Raw genomic sequence first — 26,072 nt, 5'->3', positions numbered from 1 at the left:
GTGGTTGGTTCAATCTGGTTCACCTGAAACGCAATTTATATCATTTGTCAGTATGCCTCTTTTTTATGCTTAATACCGGATGAACCCCTTGCGAAGAGATGGACGATGAAAAGCGCAACGATCAACGCGTTAACCGCACGGTTTCCTCTGGTTGAGGATCTGATTGCCCTGAAAGAAACCACCTGGCTCAACCCGCGTACCACGACGCTGGCTGAAGGGTTGCCCTATGTCGGGCTGACCAAAGCCGACGTTGACGACGCCCACGCGCGCCTGGAACGCTTCGCGCCGTATCTGGCGAAAGCCTTCCCGGAAACGGCGGCAGCGGGCGGAATTATTGAATCTGAACTGGTCGCCATTCCGGCAATGAAAACGCGTCTGGAGCAGGAATGTGGCGTAACGATCCCCGGCACGCTGCTGCTGAAAAAAGACAGCCATCTGCCTATTTCCGGCTCCATTAAAGCGCGCGGCGGCATTTATGAGGTGCTGGCTCACGCGGAAAAACTGGCGCTGGCCTCAGGCTTGCTCAAGCTGGATGACGATTACAGCATTCTGCTGGAGCCGCGCTTCAAGGACTTCTTCAGCCAGTACAGCATCGCCGTGGGCTCAACCGGCAACCTTGGGCTGTCCATCGGCATCATGAGCGCGCGCATCGGCTTTAAGGTCACGGTGCATATGTCTGCCGACGCCCGTGAATGGAAAAAAGCCAGGCTGCGCAGCCACGGCGTGACCGTCGTGGAATACGAGCAGGATTACGGTGTGGCGGTGGAGCAAGGGCGCAAAGCAGCGGAAAGCGATCCGAACTGCTTCTTTATTGACGATGAGAACTCCCGCACGCTGTTCCTGGGCTATGCGGTGGCGGGCGAGCGCCTGAAAGCGCAGTTTGCCGCACAGGGGCGCGTGGTGGACGCTGAACATCCCCTAAACGTCTATCTGCCGTGCGGCGTCGGCGGCGGGCCCGGCGGCGTGGCGTTTGGCCTGAAGCTGGCCTTTGGCGACAGCGTGCACTGTTTCTTCGCCGAGCCTACGCACTCGCCATGCATGCTGCTGGGTGTCCACACCGGTCTGCACGATGAGATCGCCGTACAGGATCTGGGTATTGATAACGTGACGGCGGCGGACGGGCTGGCGGTAGGCCGCGCGTCCGGCTTCGTGGGTCGCGCGATGGAGCGTCTGCTTGACGGGTTCTTTACCCTCTCCGATCAGAGCATGTACGACCTGCTCGGCTGGCTGGCGCAGGAGGAAGGCATTCGCCTGGAGCCGTCGGCGCTGGCGGGGATGGTGGGGCCGGTACGGATAAAGTCAGATGCCAATACGACGCACCTGGTCTGGGCAACCGGCGGCGGCATGGTGCCGGATGACGAGATGGCGAATTATCTGGCGAAAGGGAAGTAATTATGCCGGGCGGCGGCTGCGCCTTACCCGGCCTACAGATGCAAAATTTGTTGAATATGGGTTACCGCAAACAGCAGCGACAGGGACAGCACGGCCAGGGCGATCAGGAACTTATCCCGCACCGCCCCTGGCTGTGCGAAATCACTGTGCGCGACGTCCATCAGGTTCCGGCTGCGGGTATAGCGCCATAAAATAATGGCTACCAGCGCCAGCACAACGATGGAGATCCAGAATGGCATCCCCGTGCGGTGCCAGTTGTGCTTAATGGCAAGCGCAATCAGCGCGCCATACCCCAGCAGCGTGCGTAGCCAGGCCAGCGAGGTACGCTCCGGCTGAAGCCCGGGGTCTGCTTCCCGCCGCGCTTTGCGGCTATCCGGCATAGAACACCAGTAACATCACGATACCAGCCACCAGCAGCAAAATCGTACTGATGATAAGCAAACCGCGCGTGTAAGGGAGATCCTGCTTCAGACGCATCGCCTTTTCGTTGCGCAGCCACCGCAGGTAGCCGTAGATCGCCAACACGCCGGCTAACAGACACAGCAGCAGGGACAGCGCTTCGCGGATCAGCGGGGTGGCAAAATCAGGGGCGAGCTGATCAAGGCCAACGCCTGCGGCCAGAAAGCCCAGGGCAGTACGGATCCACGCTAAAAATGTACGCTCGTTAGCCAGTGAGAAGCGGTAGTCCGGCGCTTCACCGAGGCGGGAAATGTTCATGAAGGTTCCTTGTCGTGCCAGAAGCAGGCTTCAGCATAGCGTAAATTAACGGGGACAAGGAGACCGGCATCGGGTAATGCCGGTCAGCGAAGCTAGCCCATTCCCCAGAACAGTACCGCCAGTAGCTGTGGGGTGATGATGCGCAGAAACATCACCAGCGGATAAACCGTGGCGTAAGACAGCGCCGCCGCGCCGCTGGTGGCGTGCAGGTTATTGGCGAACGCCAGCGCGGGCGGATCGGTCATAGAGCCAGCCAGCATGCCGCACAGCGTGAGATAGTTCATTTTAGCGAACATACGCGCCAGTAATCCGACCGTTATCAGCGGGATGGCGGTAATAAATATGCCGTATCCTACCCAGCTCATCCCTTCGCCGTTCACCAGGGTATCGACAAAATCGCCGCCGGATTTCAGCCCCACCACCGCCAGAAACAGCACGATGCCTAACTCCCGCAGCGCCAGGTTAGCGCTCGGCGGCATAAACCAGTAGAGCTTACCGATGGAGCCGATACGCCCGAGGATCAGCGCCATAATGAGCGGCCCGCCAGCCAGACCCAGCTTCAGCGCTACCGGGAAGCCGGGCACGTACAGAGGGATGGAGCCAAGCATCACCCCAAGCCCGACACCGATAAAGACCGGCAGCATCTGCACCTGCTGGAGTTTTTGCTGCGCGTTTCCCACCATGTCCGCTACGGCATCAATGGATGACGGACGCCCGACCAGGTTGAGAATATCACCGAATTGCAGGCTCGCATCCTGACTGGCCACCAGCTCCACGCCGGCGCGATTAAGACGGGAGATCACCACGTCATAGCGCTCTTTAACCTGCAAATCGCGTATTTTCTTGCCCAGCACCTTCTCATTGGTCACCACCACGCGCTCCACGCGCATATCCGTTCCACGGGTCGAGAGCGAGGTATCTACTTCCTGACCAATCACCAGCCGGGCATTGTTTAAATCCGCCGGTTGCCCTACCAGATGCAGGAGATCGCCGTGTTGAATAAGGGTATCGGGCGAAGGCACCATCAGCGTGTCATCGCGTTTCAGGCGTGAACAGATAATGGTCGCGCTGTTCAGAATGGGAACATCCTGTATCGCCATATTGTTCAGATTGGGATTTTCGACGCGAATGTTGATGGTTTTAATGAGCGCATGGCCGTTGGTCAGGGTGCTTTCATGCTCCTTCGCCTCCTGTTCAACGTTAATGCGGAACAGCACGCGCACCAGCCACATCGAGAGCAAAATACCGCAAATGCCAAACGGATAGGCCATGGCGTAGCTCATCCCCATCTGATCGACGACATCAGCCGGGATACCCAAATCGCGCAGAATTTGCTGACCCGCCCCGAGCGCAGGCGTGTTAGTGACGGCTCCGGAGAAAATACCCAGCACGACGGGCAACGGAATAGCGAAGAGTTTATGCAGGATAGCGGTGACCAGCCCACCCATCACAACAATGCCGAAAGCAAAGAGATTAAGGCGTAAACCGGAGACGCGCAGCGAAGCGAAGAAACCCGGACCCACCTGAATACCGATGGTATACACAAAGAGGATCAGGCCAAATTCCTGAATGAAATGCAGCATATCGGCGCTGAGCACCCACCCAAGCTGGTCGGCAAAATGGCCGACAAAAATCCCGCCGAACAGCACCCCGCCGATACCAAACCCGACGCCGCGGATTTTGATATTCCCCAGCCACAACCCGACTACCGCGACAAGGGCCAACACGCTCACGGTTAACGCGATATCACTCATGATCCACATCCTGTGTATAACCATAGTTATACTAAGGATTCTCTCAGAGCCAGCGGCGGCTGTATGGGGGATGGCGCACAAAAAAGCCCTGCCGGGGCAGGGCTTCGTGCAGTCTGTGGGTAGTGTCGGGTGGCGGCTGCGCCTTACCCGACCTACAGGTTCGGCAGGTTTTGCGCAGCCTCTACCCGGCAAAAAATGTATTAGCTATTCAACGCCGGACGTTCGCTAATGGCGATGCGCTGCGGCGCAATGGCTTCCGGCACGTTACGGGTGAGGTCAATATTCAGCAGCCCGTTGGTAAACGTCGCGCCAGACACTTCCATATGGTCTGCCAGCGTAAAGCTCAGGCTGAACGGCTGAGTGACAAGCCCCTGATGCAGCCATTTGGTCTCGGTGTCTGGTTTTTCCGGCGACCCTTTCACGGTCAGGCGCGTGCCCTCAAGCTGGATGTCGAGATCTTCCTGACGGAACCCGGCCAGCGCGAGCGTGATGCGGTAGTGATTATCATCGCTTTTTTCGATGTTGTACGGCGGAAACGTCTGCTGTTCGGTCGCGCTTTGCAGCGCGTTAGCCAGTTTGTCAAAACCGATCCACTGACGCAGAAGAGGGGAAAAATCATAGTTACGCATACTAAATCTCCTTCTGAGAAGCGAGTTCGGCACAGTTTAATTTTGTGCGCAGTTGTACCTGCAAACCCTTACGGATTCGCATATGCTCCCTTTACGGCAAGCAATTTCAGGTGGGCCGCGTTAGCGACCCGCATAATTAGTTGATTTCGATACGGCGTGGTTTTTTCTCTTCCGGAATCACACGTTCCAGTTCGATAAACAGCAGGCCGTTCACCAGGTTCGCGCCCTTGACGTGGATGTTCTCAGCCAGCTGGAACTTGCGCTCAAAGTTGCGCTCTGCGATGCCCTGGTAAAGGTAGGTTCGTTCTTTCTGCTCGCCCGCATGGGAGCCTTTCACCACCAGCAGATTGTCCTGGGCAGTGATCTCCAGTTCGCTCTCTGCGAAACCGGCGACAGCAATCGCAATGCGGTAGTGGTTTTCGTCAACCAGTTCAACGTTGTAAGGAGGATAGCCGTTGCTCTGGCTCTGGTTGTTTTCTAAGTGGTTGAACAGACGATCAAAACCAATGGCAGAACGGTATAGCGGAGAGAGATCGAAGTTACGCATAGATAAAAGCTCCTGAAATCAGCGAGAAAATGTAGCCTTCCACCATGGACAGGCTTCCGTTCCCCCGAACACCCATCAGGCGTGTCCGTTATCGGGGTACATCCTTAAAATGGGTCTGGATACGGGCTTTTCAAGCGTATTAATGCGAGATTTTTTTGCACTTTGCTGGATGTCGCATAGACTCAGGGGCACAGCACAAAGGGTTAAATTGCGATGGCGACCACAGTGCAGATGTTTTGAACTGTCCATTTTGGACGCGCCTCGCTATAACCCTGAGTTGCAGGTCAATGCCGTGCTACTAAAGATGACTGAGTGATGATGAGAAATGTTCTGATTAAGCTGGCGACGTTCAGCGGGGTTGTTTTACTTTGCGGGTGTTCGAGCGTGATGTCGCACACCGGCGGTAAAGAAGGAACATATCCGGGGACGCGCGCCAGTGCCGCCATGATCTCTGATGATGAGACAAACTGGGGTACCAAATCTCTGGCGATTCTTGATATGCCGTTTACGGCGGTTGCCGATACGCTTCTGCTGCCGTGGGATATGTTCCGCACCGACAGCTCAGTGCGCTCGCGCGTTGAGAAAAGCGAGCAGGAGACGCTGGCAACCAACTCCGTCATCCCGCCCGCAGAGATGCCCCCGCGCTAATTCCGTGCGGTTTCCGTTAGCCACAGCTGGCGGAAACCGTCCTTCTCTTCCATCCACGCGATAAAACGCCCGTCCGGGGAAAAAACCACTGCGTCAGCAGACGGCGGATTGCCATGATCGGACGTCAAAAACGTCACCTTTCCGGTCTGCGCATCGCAGCAGGCGATGCGGCTTTCGAGCACAAACCCAAGTGTGCGGCCAGAAGGATGCCAGTTAAAGGCCGACTGGATATCACCCTCACTGTGGGTCAACTGGCGCGGCTCGCCGCCCTCAGGTGAGATAAGCCACAGTTGCACAACGCCGTTATCGTCCCGCATTAAAAACGCAATCTGCGTCCCCTGCGGATTGCTGCGCACCCAGTGGCGCGGCACGTTCACCAGCCCCGGATACGCCTTCTGATGGGTGAAGGTTAAGCGGCGTTGCGTGATGCCCACAGGAGGCGCGGGCATCGTCTCAGGCGTTCCCTGCAACGGCGCCTCGCCTGCCCGTTTCCAGCCCTGCTCATCTTTGGGGAGGTCCACAATAAACAGTTCAGGCACCTTTTCGCCTTTCGCAGACACCGTATCGCCGATAAATGCCAGCCTGTCGTTGCCCACCCAGCCCTCTTCATAGGCGCGGTTAATCTCATCGCTGCCTGGTTGCGGGTTCGACGTTGTACGGCTTACCAGCACGCTCCAGAAGGTGCCAGCATATTCCCGCGGATGGTTCCCCTGTGGGTTTACCGGGCCGAAAGGCGCTGCTACCCCGACGTTACGCAAATCCAGCTTCGGATCGCGCTCGTGCAGCACATGGTCGTTGTAGGTAAAGCTGACGAACTGCCCGTTCGGGCTAAAAACGTGGACGTGGCTGCCGCCACGCAGCGCACCTGCCGTGTAAGGCGCGGTGATATCCATCGCATCGAGATTGCTCACCTCGCCGTTGTGCACAATCACTCCCTGACGATGGTGAAAATCATACTGCCAGTCTGCATCGGGGTTTTTCGGGCCGTGGATAAATACATATTTATCCTCAGCAGGATGAACGGTTACCACGCCGACATGCGCGCCGTCAGCGGCACGGTAGATCACCTCAACCTCGCCCGTACTGACATTGACCCGCTCAATGGTTTTACCGGTAAACGACGCGCCGGATGGCCGCACGTCATAGACAAGCCACTGGCTGTCTGGGGTCCATGTGTTGATATTGGTGAGCTGGTGGTGGCGGGAAGCGAAGGTGATTTGTTTCATAAGGATACCCTGATGCGCGGTTATCGCATCAGGGTAAAACATCCTAAGGCGTTAGCCTACTCGTTTCACGTCGCCCACCAGCAGGATGTAGGAGAGCGCGCCGATCAGCGCCACGGCAGAGATATACACCAGAGCCGGACCAAAGCCGTAGTCCTGCGCCAGATAGCCGATGACCAGCGGCACGGTGATCCCGCCCAGCCCGCCAACGAAGTTAAACACGCCGCCGGTCAGGCCGATCAGACGCATCGGCGCCAGGGACGACACCAGAGACCAGGTGATGGAGGCAAAGCCGTTCCCGAAGAATGCCACCGCCATCAGGGTCATGATCCACACCGGATCGTTGGTGTAGTTCGCCCCCATGATGCAGGTAGAGATCAGCAGCCCGCAGATAATCGGTGTTTTACGCGCCACGCCCAGCGAGAAGCCTTTTTTCACCAGCTTGTCCGCCAGCCAGCCCGAGAGCAGTACGCCGAAGAAGGCCGCCAGGAACGGCACGGTGGTCATAAAGCCCGCCTTCAGCGCGGTGATCCCTTTTTCCTGCGTCAGGTAGTTCGGGAACCAGGTGAGGAAGAACCACAGCGTGGAGGTCACCGCGAACTGTCCCAGATACACGCCCACCAGCTTACGGTGGAAGACCAGCTTCCAGTCCGCTTTGGTTAACGGCTGACGCGCCTCTTTTTTCACCGGAGCATCGCCATCTACCAGACCGCCACCGTCGCGGATGTAGTCCAGCTCGGCTTTGGTGATGCTTTTGGTCAGACGCGGCGGCTGATACACCTTGAACCAGATGAGCGACCAGATAATGCCGATCCCGCCGGTGACGATAAACACCCAGTGCCAGCTCAGCAGCTCCTGGATCCAGATTAACAGCGGCGTCAGAAATGCCAGGCCCACAAACTGCCCGGAGGTGTAAAAGCCTACGGCAGAGGCACGCTCATGTTCCGGGAACCAGCTGGTCACCATGCGGTTGTTGGTCGGGAACGCGGGCGCTTCAAACACCCCGGTGATGGCGCGCAGGCCAATCAGCGACATCAGCCCGGTGGCGAAGCCCTGGAACAGGGTCGCCACGGACCAGCCCAAAATAGCGATAAAGTAGGTCAGACGCGATCCCACGCGGTCAAGGAACCAGCCGCCGGGGATCTGACAGAGCGTATACAGCCAGGCAAACGCCGAGAAGACATAGCCCATTTCCGCTTTGGTGATGCCGAACTCTTCCTGGATATGAGCCGATGCCACGGCGAGGTTGGCGCGGTCGACATAGCAAATGACCACGGTAATAAAGATCATCATCAGCGTCAGGTAACGGCGACGCCCGGTTTTTGCAGCAGTAACTGGAATATCCATCGCAATCTGTCTCCAGATTTTGGGCATAGCGAAGCCGCTCACCATGCCCTGTAATTTACAGAGGGTTATATTTTTGTATGTATGTTTTTTTGCCCGGTGGCGCTTCGCTTACCGGGCCTACGGGAGTGTAGGCCGGATAAGCGTAGCGCCATCCGGCTTTACCACTCGGCTACGGAACCGTCCTCATGACGCCACAGTGGGTTACGCCAGTCCGGCGTATTTTTACTCAGCTCAATGACTTTGGCTTCGTCAATTTCCACGCCAAGGCCCGGCTTCGTTAACGGTTTAAAGAAACCGCCTTCCATGCTGAAGTCTTCTTTGTTTTTCACAAAGTCGAGCAGCTCCGCGCCCTTGTTATAGTGAATGCCCATGCTTTGTTCCTGGAACACCGCATTGCGGGAGACGAAGTCCACGTGCAGACAGGCTGCCAGCGCAATCGGCCCAAGCGGACAGTGCGGCGCCAGCGCCACATCGTAGGCTTCTGCCATGCCGGCAATTTTGTAGCATTCGGTGATGCCGCCCGCGTGGGAGAGGTCCGGTTGCAGGATCGCAATGCCGCCCGCTTCCAGCACGCGTTTAAACTCGAAGCGCGAGAACATGCGTTCACCCGCCGCGATGGGAATGTGCGTCTGTTCTGCCAGTTTTGGATAGTATTCCGCCTGCTCGGCCAGTACAGGCTCTTCGATAAACAGCGGGCGATACGGCTCCAGCTCTTTAATCAGCACTTTGGCCATCGGCGCGCTGACGCGGCCGTGGAAGTCCAGGCCAAACTCAATCTCGTTGCCGAAAGCCTCACGGATTTGCGCCACGGTGTTCACCGCCCGGTCTACTGCGCGCGAGTTGTCGATAACGCCCATCTCTTCGCAGCCGTTGAGTTTGAAGGTGTCAAAACCAATGTTGCGCAGCTGGCGGATACCGTCGATGACTTCCGCAGGGCGGTCGCCGCCCACCCAGCTGTAGGCTTTGATTTTGTCACGCACCAGGCCGCCCATTAATTGCCAGACCGGGGCATTCAGCACTTTGCCCTTGATATCCCACAGCGCCTGGTCGATACCGGCGATGGCGCTCATCAGGATCGGACCGCCACGGTAAAATCCCGCCCGATACATGACCTGCCACAGGTCGTTGATGCGCGCCGGATCCTGGCCAATCAGGTATTCACCCAGCTCGTGAACCGCGGCTTCAACCGTACGCGCACGGCCTTCAATCACCGGCTCGCCCCAGCCGACCACGCCTTCGTCGGTTTCGATTTTCAGGAACATCCAGCGCGGGGGTAAACGGTACGTGGTGAGTTTGGTTATTTTCATTGCACTGCCTCTCGATACGCTTTCACAAATGCTGTCGCCTGCCGGGCGGTACGCTCAACGGACTGGCCTGCACGATAGAGATCGCTGCCCAGCCCCGCGCCCACACAACCCGCGTTTATCCACTGCACCAGGTTTTCCGGCGTGACGCCGCCCACGGCAAAGACCGGCACGCTGGCGGGTAAGACCGCCTTCAGCGCTTTGATGTAATCCGGGCCAAAAGCCGACGACGGGAAAATTTTGAGCGACTGTGCGCCCGCATCGAGAGCGGCAAAGGCTTCTGTGGCCGTGGCGCACCCCGGGCAAACGGTCATGCCGTAATCCACCGCCCGGCGGATAACCTCGGGATTGATATTGGGTGTGACGATAAGCTTGCAGCCCATTTTCGCCAGGTCATCCACCTGCTCCGGCTGCAACACGGTTCCTGCGCCAATCAGCGCCTTATCACCAAACGCCGCCACCACTGCCGGAATGCTTTTTTCCCACGCCGGTGAGTTGAGCGGGATTTCCACCGCGTCGAACCCGGCGTCGATAACCGCGCCAACGTGCGCTAACGCCTCGTCGGGCGTGATGCCGCGCAAAATCGCGATAAGGGGAAGATCAGTTTGCCACTGCATGAGCGATGCTCCTTATGCCTGCCTGAAATGCCGTGTCGCCCTCCACCGCGGCAACATCCCGTCCGATAGCGTGGAACGCCTGGCGGTAACGAGACGTCAGCGATGAACCCGCGACGAGCGTGATGGTCTGCTGCCCGGCGAACGCGTCGCTCAGGGTGGCGACTTCGGCGCCAATCAGCAGGCCGGACAGAAATTCGCTAACCTGCTCGCGCGGAAGATTTCCCAGCACGTGCGAGGCGCGAACCTCAAAAAGTTGCGGCAAAACGGCAGGAGATGCGATCCCGCGCTCAAGCCCGGCGGCAAACGCCTCCGGCGAAGGGTTCTGCTCCGGCAAACCGGCCCCCACCAGCGAATGCGTAAGCAGCAAATGATGCAATTCGCCAGTCATCACGGTGCGAAAATCATGAATTTGCTCAGCATCCGCCTGGACCCATTTGCAGTGCGTCCCGGGCATGACGTAGACAGAAGAAGGAGAAAGGGTGCGCGCCCCGAGCAGTTGCGTCTCTTCGCCGCGCATCACGTTTTGGTTATCGTCGCGAGAGACGCATAAACCGGGAATAATCCAGACATTGTCGCCAACGGACGTTAACTGCTCACCAACGGAGGCGAAATGAACCGGAACCGACAGGTAAGGTGCGACCTTCCAGCCCACGTTACTGCCGACCATTCCGGCCATCACCACCGGCGTATTACCGTCGCGCCAGCTTTGTGTTACCTCTGCTAACACCGCTTCAGGGGATTTACCGTTCAGGCGCGTGACGCCTGCTTCTGATTGCCTGCTTTCCAGGCACTGCTCGCCCTGGTAGAGCCAGGCGCGCAGATTGGTCGATCCCCAGTCAATTGCGATGTAGCGTGATGTCATGTGATTTCCTTCAACCTTCGTGTCGAGCTGGCGATCATGGTTAGCGCCGCCTGCTCTGCCGCATCGCCGTCCTGATGCCGTATCGCATCGAACAGCGCTTTATGTTCCTGAAGCGTTTTCGGCATGTTGGCCTCATCGCCCATCCAGGTACGTTCAAATACTGCTCGCTGTAGCGAGCTGATCGCCACGCTAAGCTGCTGTAAAACCGGGTTATGCACCGACTGCAATACCGCCTCGTGATAGCGAATGTCCGCTTCGTTGAACGCCTCCCGATTCTGGTTATTGGCGATCATGTCGTTCAACGCTGACTCAATCTGTGCCAGGTCACCAGACGTTGCGCGCTCTGCTGCCCAGCGGGCAATGGCCGGTTCCACCAGATTTCGGACTTCGCTCATCGCGCCGATAAGCCGTGGGTCGTAGTCGTTTTCCAGTACCCATTGCAGAACATCGGTATCGAGGTAGTTCCACTGGTTACGCGGCGCAACAAACGCCCCGCGATAGCGCTTCATTTCAATCAGCCGCTTCGCCATTAGCGAGCGGAACACTTCCCGGATGATGTTGCGCGAGGTTTCAAACTCTTCGCACAGTTCGGCCTCTGCTGGCAGCGGCGAACCGGGAACGTATTTGCCACCCACAATCTGGGTGCCCAGCGTGATGACAATGCGATCGGTTTTATTGAGTGTCATGGAGAGTCCTTGTGCTCTGTAAGTCCATCACTACTTTACCGCGACCGCTGAATTTCGCCTCACTTTTGCAGTACAAACGTGAGGCCATTCGTCTTTGCTGTGGTGACAATGTAGTACAATCAGTTAATGTTGTACTACAATACAGATCACAAAAAGAACAATTCGATAAATTCAGGGCAAAAAAAAGCCCCGGTTGACAACCAGGGCTGATGATTTAAGCGTTTGTTACGACAGAACGAATTTCTCGATCGCCCAGGCAACGCCGTCTTCCAGGTTAGATTTGGTAACGAAGTTCGCCACGTCTTTTACCGACGGGATCGCGTTATCCATCGCCACGCCCATGCCCGCATACTCGATCATCGCAATATCGTTTTCCTGATCGCCCAGCGCCATGATCTCCTCAGGCTTAATGCCCAGCGCATCGGCAAGCGATTTCACGCCCGTGCCTTTATTGACGCGTTTATCAAGGATTTCGAGGAAGTACGGCGCGCTTTTCAGCACGGTGTATTTCTCTTTTACCTCAGCCGGAATGCGTGAGATGGCTTTGTCGAGGATCGCGGGTTCGTCGATCATCATTACTTTCAGGAACTGGGTTGCCGGATCCATGTTTTCCGCTTCGCAGAACACCAGTGGAATGGTTGCAACGTAGGACTCGTGCACCGTGTAGTAGCTGATATCGCGGTTGGCGGTGTAAAGCGTATTACGATCGAGCGCGTGGAAGTGGGAGCCTACTTCGCGGGACAGTTTTTCCAGGAACAGGTAGTCATCATAGCTCAGTGCAGTTTGCGCCACCGTGCTGCCATCGGCTGCCTTTTGCACCAGCGCGCCGTTATAGGTGATGCAGTAATCGCCTGGCTGGTTCATGTGCAGCTCTTTCAGGTAGCTGTGCACCCCGGCATACGGTCGTCCGGTGGTGAGCACGACGTTCACGCCTTTTTCGCGTGCAGCGGCGATCGCGTTTTTAACGGCTGGAGAGATGGTGTGGTCCGGCAGCAGCAGCGTGCCGTCCATATCGATTGCAATGAGTTTGATGGCCATGAGGTCCCCGGGATAAATGAGTGCTACCTCATGCTAACGCGATTAAGCCCACAAAAATAGAGCTACTTTGCGCAACAAAAAGCCCCTTTTACGTTTATCCCGGGAACGGGAACTCACTCGCGGGTGAGAACAATTTTGCCAAACGCGCCGCGATCCAGATGCTCAAGCGCCTGTTCCAGCTCGTCAAAGCGGTAGCGATGCTCAATCACCGGTTTTAAGCCAGTGACGTCAACCGCACGGACAAAATCTTCCAGCGCCCGACGGTGCCCAACCCCAATCCCCTGGATGACGGGGGATTTCAGCAACAGTTCGCTCGCGGGCAGCGAAATGTCTGTCCCGGCCAGCACGCCAATCACTGAGATACGCCCGTGAACGGCAACGGCGCGCAGGGAATGCTTCAGGTTCTCGCCTCCCACGGTTTCAATGATATGGTCAATGCCGCGGTCCTGCGTGAGTACCAACGCATTTTCAGCCCAGTCGCCTTTCAGCCGGTTAATGCCCTGGCTGGCGCCCAGTTTTTTGGCCAGCGCCAGTTTTTCATCACTCCCCGACGTGACAATCACCTCGGCACCGTGCGCTTTTGCTATCTGCAAAGCGAATAGCGCCACGCCGCCCGTCCCCTGTACCAGCACCGATTGCCCGGCGCGTAAATGTCCGCGCTCCACCAGCGCGAACCATGCGGTAAGCCCTGCGCAAGGAAGCGTGCTGGCCTCAGCGTCATCCAGGCTTTCCGGGGAGGCCACCAGCGCGTTTTCACTCACAATCACATATTCAGCCAGCATGCCCTGGAAGTATCCACCGGACGTTTTGTAGGGCAAATCGCGCGCGTCTGCCTGCGGCTTGCCGTCGATCCACTCGGGGAAAAAGGTTGAGATGACGCGTGCGCCGGGTTTGAAGCGTGTCACCCCGTCGCCAATGCTGTCCACCACGCCCGCCATGTCAGACGCCGGGGTAAACGGGAAAGAAAGCGGAATCGGCATCGTGCCTTCGATAACCATTTTATCCCGGTAGTTGAGCGCAACGGCATTTACCCGTACGCGAACCTCACCCGGGCCTGGCTGTGGAACAGGCTCCTGAACAAGCTGAAGGCTCTCGCGCCCAAGGGCGTTCATTGACCAGCGCTGCATTGTTTCTGTCATTTTTTTCTCCTGTCATCAGATGATTTTCAGTTCTGATAGTCTACCGTTGACACTGTGTCGCCAGTGGCGATAAGTTTTCCCACTATTGATGTCCAAAAAGATACAATCAGTTCATGACCGATACGCTGAAAGATATTCCCGTTTTCGTTGCCTCCGTAGAAGCAGGAAGTTTTGCGCAGGCCGCCGTCCGTCTGCATTTGTCGCGCTCGGCGGTAGGAAAAAGTATTGCTCGTCTTGAAGAGAGGCTGGGGGTTCGTCTGTTTCATCGGACCACGCGCAGTCAGAGGCTGACCGATAACGGCGCGCTTTTTTATGAACGCTGCCTGCGCGCGCTGGAGGAGATTCGTGGCGCTGAATCGTTGCTTGAAACCGGAAAACATCAGGTCAGCGGACGGCTGCGGGTTGCCATGCCGGTGCTGTTTGGTCGTCAGTGTATCGCCCCGCTGCTCACAGAGCTGACGCAGGAACACCCCGGACTTGAGCTTGAAATGTCCTTCAGCGACCGCATCGTGGATCTCGTGGAAGAAGGCTTTGATATGGCGGTGCGCAATGGCACCCTGGCTGACAGCGCCGTGCTGGTCGCCAGAAGGCTGGGTGAGCACCGAATGGTTCTGTGTGCCGCGCCGGATTATCTGCTTAAGAATGGCCAGCCGCAGGCCGTTGATGATTTACGCCAGCATACGGCCATTAACTACACGCGTGCGGGCAGAGTCTTACCCTGGCAGCTGATGGATTACGATGGCACGTCGCGCACGTTTATTCCCCGCTCATCACTCAATATGGATGATTTACAGGCGATCTGCGATGCGGCGCTGGCCGGCCACGGCCTAGCGTGGTTACCCTGCTGGATGGTCATCAAAGAAATTCAGCAGGGGAACCTTGTCCCGCTCTTAAATCAGGCCCCGGATGTACGCTTCGACGTTCATGCCGTCTGGCAGCAGACGCCGCACCTGCCGCTAAGGGTAAGAATTGCCATAGATAAGCTGGCGAGCCGTTTACCGGCAGTGATGTCGCTGGACCTCCCTGCTTCCATAAAAAAGCCGCGCTAAAGCGCGGCCAGTTATGTTGCCGTAAAGCGACGATTAAATATCGATATTCGCCGCCTTCAGGGCGTTCTCTTCGATGAACGCACGACGTGGTTCAACCGCATCGCCCATCAGGGTGGTGAACAGCTGATCCGCTGCAATCGCGTCTTTAACGGTGACGCGCAGCATGCGACGGCTTTCCGGATCCATGGTGGTTTCCCACAGCTGATCCGGGTTCATTTCGCCCAGACCTTTATAACGCTGAATAGAGAGGCCACGGCGGGACTCTTTCACCAGCCACTCCAGCGCCTGCTCGAAGCTGGCTACCGGCTGACGACGCTCGCCACGTTCGATAAACGCATCTTCTTCGATCAGACCGCGCAGCTTCTCGCCGAGGGTGCAGATACGGCGGTATTCCGGACCGGTCACAAATTCGTGCTCCAGCGGGTAGTCGGTATCGACGCCGTGGGTACGCACGCGCACAATCGGCTCGAACTGCTGCTCAGCGTTCTGCTGAACGTCGAACTTCCACTGGCTGCCGTGCTGCTCTTTCTCGTTCAGCTCGCTCACCAGGGTATTCACCCAGCGGGTTACGGCCTGCTCGCTGCTCAGATCGGCTTCGGTCAGGGTTGGCTGATAAATCAGCTCCTTCAGCAGCGCTTTCGGATAGCGGCGCTCCATGCGGCCAATCATTTTCTGCGTGGCGTTGAACTCGGAGACCAGACGCTCCAGCGGCTCGCCGGCCAGCGCTGGCGCGCTGGAGTTCGCGTGCAGGGTCGCGCCATCAAGGGCGATCGCGATTTGGTACTGATCCATCGCCTCGTCATCCTTAATGTACTGTTCCTGCTTGCCTTTTTTCACCTTGTACAGCGGTGGCTGCGCAATGTAGACGTGACCGCGCTCAACGATTTCCGGCATCTGACGATAGAAGAAGGTCAACAGCAGCGTACGAATGTGCGAGCCGTCGACGTCCGCATCGGTCATGATGATGATGCTGTGATAGCGCAGCTTGTCCGGGTTGTACTCGTCGCGCCCAATGCCGCAGCCGAGCGCGGTAATGAGCGTCGCCACTTCCTGAGAAGAGAGCATCTTGTCGAAGCGTGCTTTCTCAACGTTAAGGATTTTACCCTTCAGCGGCAGGATCGCCTGGTTCTTACGGTTACGGCCCTGCTTCGCAGAACCGCCCGCGGAGTCCCCTTCCACGAGGTACAGTTCAGACAGCGCTGGGTCGCGTTCCTGGCAGTCAGCCAGCTTGCCCGGCAGGCCTGCCAGGTCCAGCGCGCCTTTACGACGGGTCATTTCACGGGCTTTACGCGCCGCTTCACGGGCACGTGCCGCATCAATAATTTTGCCCACCACGATTTTCGCGTCGGACGGGTTTTCCAGCAGGTATTCGCTCAGCAGTTCGTTCATCTGCTGCTCAACCGCCGATTTCACCTCAGAAGAGACCAGCTTGTCTTTGGTCTGAGAGGAGAACTTCGGATCCGGCACCTTCACGGAGACCACGGCAATCAGGCCTTCACGGGCATCGTCGCCGGTGGCGCTGACTTTCGCTTTTTTGCTGTAGCCTTCTTTGTCCATGTAGGCGTTCAGGGTACGGGTCATCGCCGCGCGGAAGCCCGCAAGGTGAGTACCGCCGTCGCGCTGCGGAATGTTGTTGGTAAAGCAGTAGATGTTTTCCTGGAAACCGTCGTTCCACTGCAATGCCACTTCAACGCCGATACCGTCTTTTTCGGTGGAGAAGTAGAAGATATTCGGGTGAATTGGCGTTTTGTTCTTGTTCAGATACTCAACAAACGCCTTGATACCGCCTTCGTAGTGGAAGTGATCTTCTTTGTTGTCGCGCTTGTCGCGCAGACGAATCGACACGCCGGAGTTCAGGAACGACAGTTCGCGCAGGCGTTTCGCCAGGATGTCGTACTCAAACTCGGTAACGTTGGTGAAAGTTTCGAGGCTCGGCCAGAAACGCACCATGGTACCGGTTTTATCGGTATCACCCGTCACGGCCAGCGGAGCGTCAGGCACGCCGTGCTGGTAGATCTGACGGTGAATTTTGCCTTCGCGCTGGATAACCAGCTCCAGCTTCTGCGACAGGGCGTTTACCACGGAAACGCCTACGCCGTGCAGACCGCCGGAAACCTTATAGGAGTTATCATCGAACTTACCGCCTGCGTGCAGCACGGTCATGATCACTTCCGCAGCCGATACGCCCTCTTCCGGGTGAATACCGGTTGGGATGCCACGACCGTCATCGGTAACGGAGACGGAGTTGTCCGCATGGATCGTGACCACGATGTCTTTACAGTGACCCGCGAGCGCTTCGTCGATAGCGTTATCTACCACCTCGAATACCATGTGGTGCAGACCGGTGCCGTCATCCGTGTCGCCGATATACATACCCGGGCGCTTACGCACCGCATCCAGCCCTTTCAGGACTTTGATACTGGAGGAGTCATAAGAATTCGACATCAACGTTTCTCGCTCATTTCAACTTGGGTTAATCCGTTATTTTACCCTTTTCCACGGTAAACATCTTCGAATTTTCGTCCGACATGTCCATAACGTGTTCAGCGCTAATGGCGCTGACGAAAACCTGCGACTGCGTGGCTTTTAAGCGGCTGGCAAGCAGCCCGCGCCGCGCGTCGTCAAGTTCCGAGGCAAAATCATCTATCAGGTACAGGCAGCGTCGCCCGCTTTCGCGGGTGAGGAACTCACCCTGCGCCAGGCGTAGCGCGCACATCAGGAGCTTCAGCTGCCCGCGCGACAGCGTATCTTCCACCGGCGCACCGTCAGCACGAATGCGGAAATCCGCCTTGTGCGGGCCGTGCGCGGTGTAGGTCAACATGCGGTCGCGCTCGAAGCTTCTCTCTAACACCTCGGCATAATCCGTCTCTTTCTCCCAGCCGCGCTGGAAGGAGAAGGTGAGAGAGAACTCGGGTAAAAACTGTTTGCAGGTATCGGCCATGTCTTCGGCGATACCTGCGCTGTATTCGGCACGCCAGCGGCTGATCTGTTCCGCGAGAGGGATGAGTTCCATGTCCCACGGACGCAACTGGACGTAGCGCGTGACCTGGCGCAACGCGGCGTTACGCTGTTTAAGCAGACGCTTCAGGTTGCTCCAGGCGTTAAAGAAACCGGCTTCATTGTGAAAGCATCCCCAGTCGAGGAACGCTCTTCTGTATTTGGGGCCGCCGTTGAGTAAAGTAAACCCCTCGGGCGTAATCAGCTGCATTGGCATCAGTAGCGCCAGCTCTGCCACCTTGTGGCCATCGGTGCCGTCGATGCGGACCTTGCTGTCGCCCTGCTTGTCTTTGGTCAGGCCGATGGCAGTTTCCCGCTCTGCGCCCTGCAAACGCCCGTGCAGAACAAAAGAGTCCTGCTCGTGGCGAATCACGCGACCAATCTGCAAACTGCGAAACGCCCGGCCATGGCCGAGCGTATAGATGGCTTCCAGCACGCTGGTTTTGCCGCTGCCGTTCGCGCCAACCAGGAAGTTAAAGCCGGGGGATAAAGCGAGATCCGCGCTTTCGATATTGCGAAAGTCGCGGATCAACAGACGGGTGAGCGACATTACAGTCTCATTGGCATGACAACATAAGCCGCGCTTTGGCTGGCCGCATCTTCAATCTGTACGCTCGAAACGGAGTCGGTCAGCAGAATGCGCACATTCTCGCATTTCAGTGCATTGAGCACATCCAGCACGTAGCTGACGTTGAAGCCGATTTCCATCTCAGCCCCGGCGTAGGTGACGTCCAGAATCTCTTCTGCCTCTTCCTGCTCCGGGTTGTTGGCGGTGATTTTGATCTGGTTTTCACTCACGTACAGACGTACGCCGCGGAATTTCTCGTTCGAGAGAATGGCCGCGCGGGCAAACGCCTGCTTGAGGATATCGCAGCCTGCTTCCAGCGTTTTGTCCGGATTCTTCGGCAATACGCGGCGATAATCCGGGAAACGACCATCAACCAGCTTCGACGTAAAGACAAAATCACCCACGTGGGCACGGATGTTATTGCTGCCAATCTGCACCCGCAGCGGCGTGTCACCGCCGTCGAGCATACGCATCAGTTCAATCACGCCTTTACGCGGCACGATCACCGAATGGTTCGGCAGCGAGTCGCCAATCGGCATGGAACAGACCGCCAGACGGTGGCCATCGGTGGCCACGGTACGCAGCTCTTCACCTTCGGTTTCGAACAGCATGCCGTTTAAGTAGTAACGAACGTCCTGATGCGCCATGGAGAACTGCGTGGCTTCAATCAGACGCTTCATCGTCGCCTGCGGCAGGGTAAATTCAACTTCGCTCTGCCAGTCGTCCAGGTTCGGGAAATCCGCAGCGGGCAGCGTGGAAAGGGAGAAACGGCTGCGGCCAGAGCGCACCAGCATGCGGTCGCCCTCCAGCTGCACGGCGATTTCAGCGCCTTCCGGCAACCCACGGCAGATATCAAAGAATTTACGTGCCGGAACCGTGGTCGCGCCCGCGTCGTGCGGCTGAGTCAGCGTAACGCGCGCGATCATTTCCATTTCCAGATCTGTGCCGGTCAGCGACAGCGTACCGTCCGCGACCTGAAGCAGCAGGTTTCCAAGAATAGGCAGCGTTGGGCGGCCGCCTAACGGGCCACTCACCTGTTGCAGCGGTTTTAATAAATGTTCACGTTCAACGGTAAATTTCATAGCGTCACGATGATAATGTTCTGATTAAATTGGAAAAATCTTCTTTTATGTCGTGGCTTTCTTCGCGTAACTGCTCAATCTTGCGACAAGCGTGCAGCACGGTCGTATGGTCACGGCCACCAAACGCATCGCCGATTTCCGGCAGGCTGTGGTTGGTTAGCTCTTTTGCCAGCGCCATCGCCATCTGACGCGGACGCGCCACCGAGCGGGAACGACGTTTAGACAGTAAATCTGCCACTTTGATCTTGTAGTACTCAGCCACCGTCTTTTGAATATTGTCGATAGTGACCAGTTTTTCCTGCAATGCCAACAAATCGCGCAGCGCTTCACGCACAAAATCGATGGTGATCGCACGACCGGTGAAATTGGCGTTAGCGATAACGCGGTTCAGCGCCCCCTCCAGTTCACGAACGTTGGAGCGCAGGCGCTTGGCAATAAAGAACGCCACTTCGCCCGGCAGGCGAATGTCGTTCTCGTCGGCTTTTTTCATCAGGATCGCGACGCGGGTTTCCAGCTCCGGTGGCTCGATCGCCACGGTCAGGCCCCAGCCGAAGCGGGATTTCAGACGATCTTCAACGCCGTTGATCTCTTTAGGATAACGATCCGAGGTCAAAATGATCTGCTGATTGCCTTCCAGCAGGGCGTTAAAGGTGTGGAAAAACTCTTCCTGCGATCGTTCTTTATTGGCAAAGAACTGAATGTCATCGATCAGCAGCGCATCAACGGAACGGTAGTAGCGTTTAAACTCTTCGATCGCATTGTTTTGCAGGGCTTTTACCATGTCCTGAACGAAGCGCTCGGAGTGCATATACACCACTTTCGCATTCGGCTTACGCGCCATAATGCCGTTACCCACCGCGTGCAGAAGGTGCGTTTTACCGAGACCCGTGCCGCCATACAGGAACAGCGGGTTATACGCGCCACCGGGGTTATCAGCAACCTGGCGAGCCGCCGCGCGCGCCAGCTGGTTCGACTTACCTTCAACGAAGTTATCGAACGTATGCTTCACGTTCACGTTAGAGCGGTAAGTAGGCTCAGCGGGGGCAGGAACGTTATCCCAGCCCTGACGAGCAGGAGCAACGCGAGGCGCTGGAGCGGGCGCCGCCTGTGCAGGGGCTGCCACATTGACAACTTCACGAACGGTTTGGGTGACCGGCTTTGTGCCCACTTCAAAACGCAGCTGTGGGGCATCTGACCCGCAAAAATCGTTCAGCAGTCCATTGATGTTATTAAGGTATTTATCCCTTACCCAATCGAGCACGAAACGGTTTGGCGCATACAAAGCCAGCGTGTTATCGCTCAGTTCCGCCTGCAACGGGCGGATCCACATACTGAATTCTGTGGCTGGTAACTCATCCTGCAATCGGGCAAGACACTGCTGCCAAAGCGAAAGTGACACGGCGGACTCCACTCGAACAATAAAAGAAAACTATTGAATATTCATGATTGTTGGCGCACATCGACATGACCCCATCAGGGTGATGTGCGAACCGCTATCTGCGGTTATACACGCTATCGTTGATACAACCTGAACGATGTTGTGTTTATGCCCGACCAGGATCGCTGGATCCCGATCGGGACCGCGGATCATAGCCTAAACTGAGCCAGAGATCTTCTGTTTCTCACAGATTCTTCCCGATTTATCCACAGGATGATCCGGAATCGGGTAAGTGTAAACGATCCTGACGCGGGTGCCCCGCGATTTAGCCCGCATATTGGAAAATTTAATGAGCACAGACGATTTTTGGCTTAAATGATCTAACGAAGATCCGGGACGATCCTTGCGCTTTGTGGATGACTCCGTATAATCCTCGACCCGGCGCGTGATGCTCATCTTCCTGCGTCGTCCGTTGCTCATTTTCCACGCGAAATCGTGCGGAAATACGCGGGAAATAAGGAAAGAGAATTGACTCCGGAGTGTACAATTATTACAATCCGGCCTCTTTAATCACCCACGGCTTCGGCGTCCGTCATTCGAAACTCGGTCGGGCATCCGCAAAAGTCATGAATTTTTTCAAGTTTAGGTAGAAATCGCCATGAAACGCACTTTTCAACCGTCTGTACTGAAGCGCAACCGTTCTCACGGCTTCCGTGCTCGTATGGCTACTAAAAATGGTCGTCAGGTTCTGGCACGTCGTCGTGCTAAAGGCCGCGCTCGTCTGACCGTTTCCAAGTAATAAAGCTAACCCCTGAGTGGTTAAGCTCGCATTTCCCAGGGAGTTACGTTTGTTAACTCCCACTCATTTCACTTTCGTCTTCCAGCAGCCATTACGGGCTGGCACGCCGCAAATCACCATCCTCGGCCGCCAAAATTCGCTGGGGCATCCCCGTATCGGTCTCACAGTCGCCAAGAAAAACGTTAAGCGTGCGCATGAACGCAACCGGATTAAACGTCTGACGCGTGAAAGCTTCCGTTTACGTCAGCACGAACTGCCTTCTATGGATTTCGTGGTGGTGGCTAAAAAAGGGGTTGCCGACCTCGATAACCGTGCTCTCTCGGAAGCGTTGGAAAAATTATGGCGCCGCCACTGTCGCCTGGCTCGCGGGTCCTGATAGCCCTTATCAGGGTCTATCAACGCCTGATTAGTCCGCTACTCGGGCCACATTGCCGTTTCACCCCTACGTGCTCAAGCTACGGAATTGAGGCATTGCGCAGGTTTGGAGTGATAAAAGGCAGTTGGTTGACGGTGAAACGCGTATTAAAATGCCACCCTTTACACCCAGGTGGAGACGACCCCGTCCCTCCAGGACCCTTTGATACCAGAGAACACTAACGATGGATTCGCAACGCAATCTTCTTATCATCGCTTTGTTGTTCGTGTCTTTCATGATCTGGCAGGCATGGGAACAGGATAAAAATCCTCAACCCCAGCAGCAGACCACGCAGACCACGACCACCGCAGCGGGTAGCGCCGCCGACCAGGGCGTACCGGCCAGTGGCCAGGGGAAACAGATTACGGTTAAGACCGATGTGCTTGAGCTGACTATCAACACCCGTGGTGGTGATGTTGAGCAGGCGCTGCTGTTGACCTACCCGAAAGAGCTGAAGTCTACCGAACCGTTCCAGTTACTGGAAACCACGCCTGAATTTATCTACCAGGCACAGAGCGGCCTGACCGGTCGTGATGGCCCGGATAACCCGGCTAACGGTGCGCGTCCACTGTATAACGTCGAAAACGACACGTTTGTGCTGGCTGATGGTCAGAACGAACTGGTTATTCCGATGACCTACACCGACGCGGCAGGCAACACCTTCACCAAAACCTTCACCCTGAAACGCGGTGAGTATGCGGTGAACGTGGGCTACAGCGTACAGAACGCCGGTGCGAAACCGCTGGAAATCTCTACCTTTGGTCAGCTGAAGCAGTCCATCAATCTGCCGTCTCACCGTGACACCGGAAGCAGCAACTTTGCGCTGCATACCTTCCGTGGCGCGGCATACTCCACGCCAGATACCAAGTACGAGAAATACAAATTCGACACCATTGCCGATAACGAAAACCTGAACGTCAGCTCTAAAGGCGGCTGGGTCGCAATGCTGCAACAGTATTTCGCGACGGCATGGGTACCGAACAACGACGGTACGAATAATTTCTACACCGCGAACCTCGGCAACGGTATTGCAGCCATCGGCTACAAATCTCAGCCGGTTCTGGTACAGCCGGGTCAAACCGGTAAGCTGGCAAGCACCCTGTGGGTCGGTCCGGAAATCCAGGACAAAATGGCTGCCGTTGCGCCGCACCTGGATCTGACCGTTGATTACGGTTGGTTGTGGTTCATCTCTCAGCCGCTGTTTAAGCTGCTGAAGTTCATCCACAGCTTCCTGGGTAACTGGGGCTTCTCCATCATCGTTATCACCTTTATCGTTCGTGGCATCATGTACCCGCTGACGAAAGCGCAGTACACCTCCATGGCGAAGATGCGTATGCTACAGCCGAAGATTCAGGCTATGCGTGAGCGTCTGGGCGATGACAAACAGCGTCAGAGCCAGGAGATGATGGCCCTGTATAAAGCAGAGAAAGTAAACCCACTGGGTGGTTGCTTCCCGCTGCTGATTCAGATGCCAATCTTCCTTGCGCTGTACTACATGCTGATGGGTTCCGTTGAGCTGCGCCACGCGCCGTTCGCCCTGTGGATCCATGACCTGTCCGCACAGGACCCGTACTACATCCTGCCGATCCTGATGGGCGTGACGATGTTCTTCATCCAGAAGATGTCTCCGACCACCGTGACCGACCCGATGCAGCAGAAGATCATGACCTTTATGCCGGTCATCTTCACCGTGTTCTTCCTGTGGTTCCCGTCAGGTCTGGTGCTGTACTATATCGTCAGCAACCTGGTGACCATCATTCAGCAGCAGCTGATTTACCGTGGTCTGGAAAAACGTGGCCTGCATAGCCGCGAAAAGAAAAAGTCCTGATTCGGTAAGTTAACGCTAAAATAAGGGCGGTCGATTGACCGCCTTTTTTATTTGTATTGAACGAGAGCAACCATGAGCCATAACGACACTATCGTCGCCCAGGCAACCCCACCGGGACGCGGTGGTGTAGGCATTCTGCGTATCTCCGGCCTGAAGGCGCGTGAGGTGGCCGAAGCGGTGCTGGGTAAACTGCCAAAGCCGCGCTACGCTGATTATCTGCCGTTTAAAGATGCCGACGGCACCCCGCTGGACCAGGGCATCGCGCTGTGGTTCCCCGGCCCGAACTCCTTTACCGGCGAAGACGTACTGGAACTTCAGGGCCACGGCGGTCCGGTGATCCTCGACCTGCTGTTAAAACGTATTCTGACCCTGCCTGGCCTGCGCATTGCGAAGCCGGGCGAATTCTCCGAGCGTGCGTTCCTGAACGACAAGCTCGACCTGGCGCAGGCCGAAGCGATTGCTGACCTGATCGACGCCAGCTCCGAACAGGCGGCCCGCTCCGCGCTGAACTCGTTGCAGGGCGCATTTTCCGCACGCGTAAATCATCTTGTGGAAGCACTTACTCACCTGCGAATCTATGTCGAAGCGGCTATCGACTTCCCGGACGAGGAGATCGACTTCCTTTCTGACGGCAAAATCGAAGCCCAGCTGAACCAGGTGATGAACGATCTGGATGCCGTCCGCGCCGAAGCGCGCCAGGGCAGCCTGCTGCGTGAAGGCATGAAGGTGGTCATTGCCGGACGCCCCAACGCCGGGAAATCGAGCCTGCTGAACGCCCTGGCGGGACGTGAAGCGGCGATCGTGACCGATATCGCCGGCACCACCCGCGACGTGCTGCGCGAGCATATCCATATCGACGGCATGCCGCTGCACATCATCGATACCGCGGGCCTGCGCGATGCGAGCGATGAAGTCGAGCGTATCGGCATCGAACGCGCCTGGCAGGAGATTGAGCAGGCCGATCGCGTGCTGTTTATGGTGGACGGCACCACGACAGACGCCGTTGATCCGGCAGAGATTTGGCCTGACTTTATCGCCCGTCTACCGGCCAAACTGCCGATCACCGTAGTGCGCAACAAGGCAGACGTGACCGGCGAAACGCTGGGCCTCAGCGATGTGAATGGTCACTCACTTATTCGCCTGTCGGCCCGTACCGGGGAAGGCGTAGAAGACCTGCGTAACCATCTCAAACAGAGCATGGGCTTCGACACCAGCATGGAGGGTGGCTTCCTGGCGCGTCGTCGTCACTTGCAGGCGCTGGAAGAGGCGGCTCGCCACCTTGAGCAGGGCAAAGCCCAGCTGATCGGCGCGTGGGCCGGTGAGCTGCTGGCGGAGGAACTGCGTCTGGCGCAGCAGAATCTGAGCGAGATCACCGGGGAGTTTACGTCCGACGATCTGCTGGGACGGATTTTCTCAAGCTTCTGTATTGGTAAGTAAGTTTTAGTCCATCTTCGTCCGTGAACGTTCACTAACCCGCATTAACCACCTGTTAATGCGGGTTTTTATTTTGCGTGCTGGCGTAAGTTTAAGCTTTTAGAGAGTAAATCCGATATCTAATCTTGTAGCTCATAGTCCAACTTTCTTGACGGCATTTAAAATGAATGCGCGAACAGCCCTGGTTAATGCGAGGCAAGAAAATCAGAGCGTTATCTGCTGCAACAAAGTCCTCGCAATCAAAGTAATTGGTTCAGGCCATTCTATTAACTCAGTTTATACATACCTTTATAAATTCCTGGTTTTCACCTTTATCCGGATTAACCATTTTTTCTGTGTGGCTCAGGCGCTAAGGTTAGACCCGTCTGGATCACGGAGAAGCCACAGTGTCGCTGAAGCGCCTGCGCCAGACTTTACGTCACTTCCGGCAGCAGGATACTGAAAGCATCGTGGCTCACCTGCCGGAGTATCGTGCGTCTTGTTTACTGAAGGCACGACAACCGGCGGGGGGGAATTCTGCGTGCAGTATGGCGAAACGGAGTATGGCTTTCTCTGCCCTCTGCTGGCAGAAGAAGGCATTTCTTTTATGAGAAACCTGCCCGTGAAGGAAAGAGCCAGG

Annotated in this window: 25 protein-coding genes and 1 other annotated feature; of the genes, 8 read left to right on the top strand and 17 right to left on the bottom strand. The window is 56.5% G+C overall.

Annotated elements, in window-relative coordinates; genetic code table 11:
• The first annotated feature begins 105 nt into the window (after positions 1–105).
• A complete protein-coding gene (gene dsdA, locus IM267_RS07065; RefSeq protein WP_193033063.1) occupies positions 106–1,392 on the top strand; it encodes a D-serine ammonia-lyase in 1,287 nt (428 codons plus the stop codon).
• Positions 1,393–1,424: 32 nt separating this feature from the next.
• Here dsdA and IM267_RS07060 read toward each other — a convergent pair whose 3' ends face one another.
• From IM267_RS07060 to ibpA, 5 genes are all read right to left on the bottom strand, one after another.
• Complete coding sequence (locus IM267_RS07060; protein ID WP_193033062.1) at positions 1,425–1,772, bottom strand: DUF202 domain-containing protein; 348 nt, start codon at positions 1,770–1,772, stop codon at positions 1,425–1,427.
• The gene (locus IM267_RS07055) at positions 1,762–2,109 is read right to left on the bottom strand and encodes a YidH family protein (protein ID WP_063452060.1); all 348 of its coding nucleotides are present in this window, start codon (positions 2,107–2,109) and stop codon (positions 1,762–1,764) included. Before IM267_RS07055 ends, IM267_RS07060 begins: the two co-directional genes overlap by 11 nt.
• Positions 2,110–2,201: 92 nt before the next feature.
• Positions 2,202–3,863 carry a putative transporter gene (locus IM267_RS07050; protein ID WP_032626695.1) on the bottom strand — a complete coding sequence of 554 codons (1,662 nt, stop codon included), beginning with the start codon at positions 3,861–3,863 and terminating at the stop codon, positions 2,202–2,204.
• A gap of 200 nt (positions 3,864–4,063) precedes the next feature.
• Positions 4,064–4,492 (bottom strand): small heat shock chaperone IbpB, encoded by a 429-nt coding sequence (ibpB, locus tag IM267_RS07045; protein ID WP_006808781.1) that lies wholly within the window; start codon positions 4,490–4,492, stop codon positions 4,064–4,066.
• Between the two features lie 136 nt (positions 4,493–4,628).
• Entirely contained in the window at positions 4,629–5,039 is a 411-nt protein-coding gene (ibpA, locus tag IM267_RS07040) for a small heat shock chaperone IbpA (RefSeq protein WP_003861094.1), read from the bottom strand.
• Positions 5,033–5,106 (bottom strand) — a sequence feature (ROSE (Repression Of Heat Shock gene Expression) occurs in the 5'-region of heat shock genes and acts as an RNA thermometer to modulate expression.). Its footprint overlaps the gene before it by 7 nt.
• Before the next feature lie 248 nt (positions 5,107–5,354).
• Between ibpA and IM267_RS07035 the strand changes: the two genes are divergently transcribed.
• A complete protein-coding gene (locus IM267_RS07035; RefSeq protein ID WP_063868628.1) occupies positions 5,355–5,687 on the top strand; it encodes a YceK/YidQ family lipoprotein in 333 nt (110 codons plus the stop codon).
• Here IM267_RS07035 and IM267_RS07030 read toward each other — a convergent pair.
• The 8 genes from IM267_RS07030 to IM267_RS06995 all read right to left on the bottom strand — a co-directional run bounded on the left by IM267_RS07030 (position 5,684) and on the right by IM267_RS06995 (position 13,903).
• On the bottom strand, positions 5,684–6,913 hold the full coding sequence (locus tag IM267_RS07030) for a DUF3748 domain-containing protein (RefSeq protein WP_226847963.1): 1,230 nt from the start codon (positions 6,911–6,913) through the stop codon (positions 5,684–5,686). The genes IM267_RS07035 and IM267_RS07030 overlap by 4 nt on opposite strands.
• A gap of 51 nt (positions 6,914–6,964) precedes the next feature.
• On the bottom strand, positions 6,965–8,302 hold the full coding sequence (locus IM267_RS07025; protein WP_077221130.1) for an MFS transporter: 1,338 nt from the start codon (positions 8,300–8,302) through the stop codon (positions 6,965–6,967).
• Positions 8,303–8,415: 113 nt separating this feature from the next.
• Positions 8,416–9,564 carry a galactonate dehydratase gene (dgoD, locus tag IM267_RS07020; protein WP_063868621.1) on the bottom strand — a complete coding sequence of 383 codons (1,149 nt, stop codon included), beginning with the start codon at positions 9,562–9,564 and terminating at the stop codon, positions 8,416–8,418.
• Positions 9,561–10,178 carry a 2-dehydro-3-deoxy-6-phosphogalactonate aldolase gene (locus tag IM267_RS07015; protein ID WP_107534319.1) on the bottom strand — a complete coding sequence of 206 codons (618 nt, stop codon included), beginning with the start codon at positions 10,176–10,178 and terminating at the stop codon, positions 9,561–9,563. The genes dgoD and IM267_RS07015 overlap by 4 nt, the downstream gene beginning before the upstream one ends.
• Positions 10,162–11,040: a 2-dehydro-3-deoxygalactonokinase gene (locus IM267_RS07010; RefSeq protein WP_112792456.1), complete on the bottom strand. Its 879-nt coding sequence runs from the start codon at positions 11,038–11,040 to the stop codon at positions 10,162–10,164. Before IM267_RS07010 ends, IM267_RS07015 begins: the two co-directional genes overlap by 17 nt.
• Positions 11,037–11,726, bottom strand: a complete 690-nt coding sequence (gene dgoR / locus IM267_RS07005) for a D-galactonate utilization transcriptional regulator DgoR (protein ID WP_003861109.1) — start codon at positions 11,724–11,726, stop codon at positions 11,037–11,039. The genes IM267_RS07010 and dgoR overlap by 4 nt, the downstream gene beginning before the upstream one ends.
• A 225-nt stretch (positions 11,727–11,951) precedes the next feature.
• Positions 11,952–12,764: a sugar-phosphatase gene (yidA, locus tag IM267_RS07000; RefSeq protein ID WP_045308263.1), complete on the bottom strand. Its 813-nt coding sequence runs from the start codon at positions 12,762–12,764 to the stop codon at positions 11,952–11,954.
• Positions 12,765–12,877: 113 nt separating this feature from the next.
• Positions 12,878–13,903, bottom strand: a complete 1,026-nt coding sequence (locus IM267_RS06995) for an NAD(P)-dependent alcohol dehydrogenase (RefSeq protein ID WP_063868615.1) — start codon at positions 13,901–13,903, stop codon at positions 12,878–12,880.
• A gap of 113 nt (positions 13,904–14,016) precedes the next feature.
• On the opposite strand from IM267_RS06995, the gene IM267_RS06990 reads away from it, so the two are divergent.
• Positions 14,017–14,952 (top strand): LysR family transcriptional regulator, encoded by a 936-nt coding sequence (locus IM267_RS06990; protein ID WP_193033060.1) that lies wholly within the window; start codon positions 14,017–14,019, stop codon positions 14,950–14,952.
• Positions 14,953–14,985: 33 nt separating this feature from the next.
• Here IM267_RS06990 and gyrB read toward each other — a convergent pair whose 3' ends face one another.
• Genes gyrB through dnaA form a run of 4 tightly spaced genes read right to left on the bottom strand, consistent with a single transcriptional unit; the run spans position 14,986 to position 20,998 of the window.
• Positions 14,986–17,397, bottom strand: a complete 2,412-nt coding sequence (gene gyrB, locus IM267_RS06985; protein ID WP_063452049.1) for a DNA topoisomerase (ATP-hydrolyzing) subunit B — start codon at positions 17,395–17,397, stop codon at positions 14,986–14,988.
• Between the two features lie 28 nt (positions 17,398–17,425).
• On the bottom strand, positions 17,426–18,499 hold the full coding sequence (gene recF / locus IM267_RS06980) for a DNA replication/repair protein RecF (RefSeq protein ID WP_107534311.1): 1,074 nt from the start codon (positions 18,497–18,499) through the stop codon (positions 17,426–17,428).
• Positions 18,499–19,599, bottom strand: coding sequence for a DNA polymerase III subunit beta (gene dnaN / locus IM267_RS06975; protein ID WP_003861122.1), 1,101 nt, complete (start codon positions 19,597–19,599; stop codon positions 18,499–18,501). Before dnaN ends, recF begins: the two co-directional genes overlap by 1 nt.
• Before the next feature lie 4 nt (positions 19,600–19,603).
• Complete coding sequence (gene dnaA / locus IM267_RS06970) at positions 19,604–20,998, bottom strand: chromosomal replication initiator protein DnaA (RefSeq protein ID WP_003861124.1); 1,395 nt, start codon at positions 20,996–20,998, stop codon at positions 19,604–19,606.
• 637 nt (positions 20,999–21,635) lie between these two features.
• On the opposite strand from dnaA, the gene rpmH reads away from it, so the two are divergent.
• The 5 genes from rpmH to mnmE all read left to right on the top strand — a co-directional run bounded on the left by rpmH (position 21,636) and on the right by mnmE (position 25,456).
• Complete coding sequence (gene rpmH / locus IM267_RS06965) at positions 21,636–21,776, top strand: 50S ribosomal protein L34 (RefSeq protein WP_000831330.1); 141 nt, start codon at positions 21,636–21,638, stop codon at positions 21,774–21,776.
• Between the two features lie 16 nt (positions 21,777–21,792).
• Complete coding sequence (gene rnpA / locus IM267_RS06960; RefSeq protein WP_006808764.1) at positions 21,793–22,152, top strand: ribonuclease P protein component; 360 nt, start codon at positions 21,793–21,795, stop codon at positions 22,150–22,152.
• Positions 22,116–22,373, top strand: a complete 258-nt coding sequence (gene yidD, locus IM267_RS06955) for a membrane protein insertion efficiency factor YidD (protein ID WP_001307474.1) — start codon at positions 22,116–22,118, stop codon at positions 22,371–22,373. The genes rnpA and yidD overlap by 37 nt, the downstream gene beginning before the upstream one ends.
• 2 nt (positions 22,374–22,375) lie before the next feature.
• Entirely contained in the window at positions 22,376–24,019 is a 1,644-nt protein-coding gene (yidC, locus tag IM267_RS06950) for a membrane protein insertase YidC (RefSeq protein ID WP_003861138.1), read from the top strand.
• A 72-nt stretch (positions 24,020–24,091) separates the two neighbouring features.
• Positions 24,092–25,456 carry a tRNA uridine-5-carboxymethylaminomethyl(34) synthesis GTPase MnmE gene (gene mnmE, locus IM267_RS06945; RefSeq protein ID WP_063868610.1) on the top strand — a complete coding sequence of 455 codons (1,365 nt, stop codon included), beginning with the start codon at positions 24,092–24,094 and terminating at the stop codon, positions 25,454–25,456.
• The last annotated feature ends 616 nt before the right edge of the window (positions 25,457–26,072 follow it).

This window comes from Enterobacter cloacae complex sp. P15RS (assembly GCF_014895905.1).
GTDB classification, from domain to species: Bacteria; Pseudomonadota; Gammaproteobacteria; order Enterobacterales; family Enterobacteriaceae; genus Enterobacter; species Enterobacter quasihormaechei.
This window is presented reverse-complemented; position numbering and strand designations above follow the sequence as displayed.